At 65.3% G+C, this 4,442-nt stretch carries 5 protein-coding genes and 1 pseudogene; 2 read left to right on the forward strand and 4 right to left on the reverse strand.

Translation table 11 applies throughout. The annotated features are described in order from the left end of the window. On the reverse strand, positions 1-397 hold a 397-nt coding region (locus ACRDUX_RS36030), incomplete at its 3' end, for a Gfo/Idh/MocA family protein (RefSeq protein ID WP_526421506.1). A gap of 125 nt (positions 398-522) precedes the next feature. On the opposite strand from ACRDUX_RS36030, the gene ACRDUX_RS36035 reads away from it, so the two are divergent. Together ACRDUX_RS36035 and ACRDUX_RS36040 are read left to right on the forward strand one after the other, a co-directional pair. Further along, a complete protein-coding gene (locus ACRDUX_RS36035) occupies positions 523-1,278 on the forward strand; it encodes an SDR family oxidoreductase (RefSeq protein ID WP_526421508.1) in 756 nt (251 codons plus the stop codon). 49 nt (positions 1,279-1,327) lie between these two features. Then, positions 1,328-1,511 (forward strand): annotated as a pseudogene (locus ACRDUX_RS36040) (nitroreductase family protein); the annotation flags it as partial. A 163-nt stretch (positions 1,512-1,674) separates the two neighbouring features. Here the strand turns inward: ACRDUX_RS36040 and ACRDUX_RS36045 are convergent. From ACRDUX_RS36045 to ACRDUX_RS36055, 3 genes are all read right to left on the reverse strand, one after another. Continuing rightward, on the reverse strand, positions 1,675-1,923 hold the full coding sequence (locus ACRDUX_RS36045) for a hypothetical protein (RefSeq protein WP_526421509.1): 249 nt from the start codon (positions 1,921-1,923) through the stop codon (positions 1,675-1,677). A 42-nt stretch (positions 1,924-1,965) separates the two neighbouring features. Next, on the reverse strand, positions 1,966-4,164 hold the full coding sequence (locus ACRDUX_RS36050) for a thiamine pyrophosphate-dependent enzyme (protein WP_526421511.1): 2,199 nt from the start codon (positions 4,162-4,164) through the stop codon (positions 1,966-1,968). A 99-nt stretch (positions 4,165-4,263) separates the two neighbouring features. Continuing rightward, on the reverse strand, positions 4,264-4,442 hold a 179-nt coding region (locus ACRDUX_RS36055; protein WP_526421513.1), incomplete at its 5' end, for an aldehyde dehydrogenase family protein.

Below are 4,442 nucleotides of genomic sequence, written 5' to 3' on the forward strand. Positions count from 1 at the left end.
CCTCTTGACACTGCGGATAGAAGCGCTGCATGAAACAGACGGCATGCACCAGGCCCGATGAGTGTGCGACGTCGCAGAGTTCGGCCGCTTCGGCCGAACTCATCGCCAGCGGCTTCTCGCAGACGACGTGCTTGCCAGCGCGCAGCGCACCCAGTGCGTGTTCGTGATGCAGGTGGTTTGGCGAGCACACGTGTACGACGTCGATCCGGTCGTCGGCCAGCAGGTCCTGGTAAGTCCCGTAGGCCGAGGGCAGTCCGAGCGCCTGTGCCTGCTCCTCACCGCGCGCCGGTGAGGAACCGGAGACGCCAAGGACGGTCACGCCGATGCGCCGCAGGGCCTCGGTGTGCACCGACGCCATCAACCCGGTACCGACGATGGCGGCGCGCAGCGGTGTCATGTAGTCATGATCGCTCGTGCGCCGAAGGGGAACCCGTCGATCTCGACGATGCGCTGCAATCGGGATGAATCCGCGACCCGGCATCCGTTCAGACCGTCAGGGAACACGATCAGAAGGGATCAGACATGCGAATCGTCGTCATTGGTGGAACGGGTCTTATCGGCTCGAAGTTGGTGCACGGGTTGACCGAACGGGGTCACGATGCGTTGGCCGCAGCTCCGTCGACGGGTGTCAACACGTTGACCGGTGAGGGCCTGTCCGAGGCGCTCCGTGGTGCGGAGGTCGTCATCGACGTCTCGAACTCTCCGACGCTCGACGGCGCCGCCAAGGAGTTCTTCACGACTGCCACCACCAATTTGCTCAGAGCCGAGGCGGAAGCAGGCGTCGGTCACCACGTCGCGCTGTCGGTGGTGGGCACCGATCGGCTCGCCCCCAAGAGCGAGTACTTCGAAGCCAAACTGGCGCAGGAGAAGCTGATCAGCGAGGGTCCGATTCCCTACTCGATCGTGCATGCGACGCAGTTCTTCGAGTTCCTCAAGTCCATCGCGGACTTTGCCACCATCGACGACGAGGTGCACCTGCCGCCGGCACTGATTCAGCCGATGGCGTCCACCGACGTCGCCGACGCCGTCGCCATTGCCGCAGTCAATGCCCCCGTCGGCGGCATCACCGAAGTGGGTGGTCCGCAGCGGTTCCGCCTGCCCGACCTCATCCGGACCGCGCTGACCGCCCGTGGTGATACCCGTGAAGTCGTCGCCGACCCCGCCGCCGGCTACTGGGGAATCCGGATCGACGAAGGCGACCTCGTCCCCGGCGACGGTGCGACGCTCTTCGACATCCGCTTCGAGGACTGGATCCTCGAAACGGCCGCCAAGGGGTAAGAAGACACCCGGGCATGGACGTCTACGAGGCGGTCACGAGCCGGCGGCCTTGCGCAGCTGTCCGCAGATGGCGTGGTCACAGGTCCGCAAGACCGTGGCCGAGGTCGTGTCGCCCCCTCAGGAGCTGATGCTCTTCTGCGCTATGTCGATCGGCTACCAGGATCCTTCCGTGACGTACGTGCGTACCGGTTCGGGCTCCGCTCGACGAGACGGTCACCTTCATCGACGACTGACGTCGGCGGTCGGTCCAGAACAAGATCATGACGGGCAGTGAGATGCGTTGTCCCATCACCGTTGTGGTGAGGTCTCGTCGCGCCAAGACGAATTGCCAGTGAATTACAAGACTTAATCCAGCATGCGTCCAGTTCGGCGCGACACTCTCAACACACGCGCATGTCACATCAAGCCGAACCACAGGAACAGTGAGGGCGTAACCATGAAGCGGTCGAGGATATTTCGAGCAACCCTGTTCGCTGGAGCGGCGTTGGTCGCCACGGGCGCCTTTACTGCAGCGCTTGGCCAGGAGATGGGCGGCCATACCGTGCCGGCCCCGGTGACCAGCGCGTCGGGCATGACCATCGGGGACACAGCTACGACGACGGTGGCTCCGTCCACGATTGCTACGCCGGTCGCGTCGCCCGGCATGAAGGCAACCGTGCCCTGCGGATTTACCTCTTCTTGCTGACCTCAGCTATCCCTGTCAGCTTGCAGTGTGTCGCCGAACAGATCTAGAGCAGCTTGCTCGACGGTCTGCTCGTCGAGCAAGACGTGAAGCGCGGCGTCGCCGAGGGGAATGAAGCTGTCGTAGCTGGCAACGCGGGAGAGTTCACCGCGGTATCCAGCTTCGATCAGGGCGGTCAGCACGTGCTGCCCGACTCCTCCGGTGCGGCGCGTCTCGTCGACGATGAGGACGCGGCCGGTGGCGGTGGCATCGCGAACGACGTCCTCCACGGGCAGCGGGTTGAGCCATCGCAGGTCGGTGACCCGTGAATGGATTTGATGATCACGGCGTAGGCGTTCGGCGACACGGAGGCTCATGGGCACGCCGTTGGCGAAGGTGACGATCGTCAGGTCCGTCCCTTCGCCGTGGGTTCGTGCCGTGCCGATGGTGGGATTGATGTCGTCTGTGCCCGTAGAGAGCCAGGCGCCGTCACGATCCTCGTGCAAGCCGCGGGTGTGGTACAGCGCGATGGGTTCGAGGAAGAGCGACAGGGCGCCGGCGGTAGCTGCGGCGTGCGCACAGGCGCACAGGGCGGTGAAGGCGTCGTCGGGGTGCGATGGGGAGGCGACGATGAGGCCTGGGATGTCGAGCAGTGCGGCGACGGAATTGTCGTTGTGGAAGTGGCCGCCGAAGCCCTTCTGGTAGCCGTAGCCGGCGATGCGGATGACGCCGGGATTGCGATACTGGCCGTTGGAGAAGAACGGCAGGGTCGCGCCTTCGCCGCGGATCTGATCGAGGGCGTTGTGAAGGTAGGCGAGGTACTGGATTTCCGGGATCGGTAGCAGGCCGTTGAGCCCGGCGCCGAGGGCCAAGCCGAGGATGCTCTGTTCGTCGAGGATGGTGTCGAAGACCCGCTGGGGTCCGAACCTCTTTTGCAGGCCTCGGGTGACACCGTAGACGCCGCCTTTGCGGGCGACGTCCTCCCCGAACAGGATTGCCTCCGGATGAGTTTCGAAGACGTGTTGCAGTGCGGTGTTGATGGATTGAGCCAGTGTCTGGCCCTCCGGACACCGCGGTGCGGACTGCGAGGCTCGCTTGGCTTCGCGCAGTCCATTGGTCAGGGGGTGGGCGACTTCGTCGGCCGACTTCAGCTGGGGTAGTTCGGCTACTTCCTTGGCCAGACCCATGACGGTGGCACGCTTGTGTTCGTACAGATCGAGAACCTCGGTGGGACTGAGATGGCCGTTGTCGATGAGGAGTCGTGCGGTGGTCAGGACGGGGTCGCGGGAGTAGTCGGTGGTGATGTCGCGCGGCGAGCGGTACGCGGCTTCGTAGTCGGATCCGGCGTGGCCCATCAGCCGCACGGTGTGCAGGTGCAGGAAGGCTGGCCGACGGTGTCGGCGTACGGAATCGGCGGCCGCGGTCGCAGCGGTCATGGTGGCTGTGAGGTCGCTGCCGTCCGCGGTGAAGTAGGTCAGTCCGGCGCGGTCGGCGTAGGTGGATTCGATCCAGCCGGCGGGAGTCTTGGTGCTGATGCCGATGCCGTTGTCCTCACAGACGAATAGCAGGGGTACGTCCAGTCCGCGGTAGGTGGCGTTGAGCGCAGCATTGATGGCGCCGACGGCGGTCGAGTGATTCGCCGAGGCGTCACCGAAGCTGCAGACCGCGATGGCGTCGGCCGGCCATGGGCACGTGTCGGTGAGCTTGTGGGCGCGTCCCAACGTGAATGCCACTCCGAAGGCGCGCGGCAAATGTGAGGCGATGGTGGAGGTTTGGGGAATGACGTGCAGGTCGTGTCTGCCGAAGACCTTGTGTCGTCCGCCGGAGATGGGTTCGTCGGTGGCCGCCACGATGCCGAGCAGGACATCGCGCAGTGGATCGGTGCCGGTCTGGGACTGGTGTGCGCGGTGCAGGTAGAAGGCACCGGAACGGTAGTGCAACAGGGCGGGATCGGTGGGACGCAGTGCGGCGGCGATGCAGGCGTTGCCTTCGTGCCCGGAGGAGCCGATCGTGTAGTAGCCGATCCCGTCGGCGCGCAGGGCGCGCGCGGCCAGGTCGAGGTGACGGCTGCCGAGCTGCGCGTCGAACAGGTCGAGTGCCTGGGCGACGGTCAGCGTTGACCCGGGCCGCAGTGGTGCGTCGTCGTCGCGCGGGGTTCTGGTGGCGTCCAGGTCCGGGTGGGCCCGCAGGGTGGCGGTGAAGTGCTCATCGATCGGTTCGGCCATGTCGAGGAATCCTCACGTCGATGTGGGTGTGATGGCTCCTCAGTGGAAGGTACCCGCGGTGGTGGGGCTCGGGGAGTGATCAGATGGCCATCGCGCCCATCAGAAGCGGATCCAGGTGGTTTTGATGCCGGTGTACTTCTCCAGTGCGTGCAATGAGAGGTCACGACCGAACCCGCTCTGCTTGAAGCCGCCGAACGGCGTCTGGGCGCTGAGCGCATCGACGGTGTTGACCGACACCGTGCCTGCCCGCAGTGCGCCCGCGACCGTGTGCGCGCGTC

The sequence above is a fragment of the Mycobacterium sp. genome, from assembly GCF_050701675.1.
Lineage (GTDB): Bacteria > Actinomycetota > Actinomycetes > Mycobacteriales > Mycobacteriaceae > Mycobacterium.

What these genes read in the sequence shown, in the direction of transcription:
- ACRDUX_RS36035 (WP_526421508.1), top strand. Translation starts at nt 523, where the DNA reads ATGCGAATCGTCGTCATTGGTGGAACGGGTCTTATCGGCTCGAAGTTG.
- ACRDUX_RS36045 (WP_526421509.1), bottom strand. Translation starts at nt 1,923, where the DNA reads ATGCCGGGCGACGCGACCGGCGTAGCAATCGTGGACGGAGCCACCGTC.
- ACRDUX_RS36050 (WP_526421511.1), bottom strand. Translation starts at nt 4,164, where the DNA reads ATGGCCGAACCGATCGATGAGCACTTCACCGCCACCCTGCGGGCCCAC.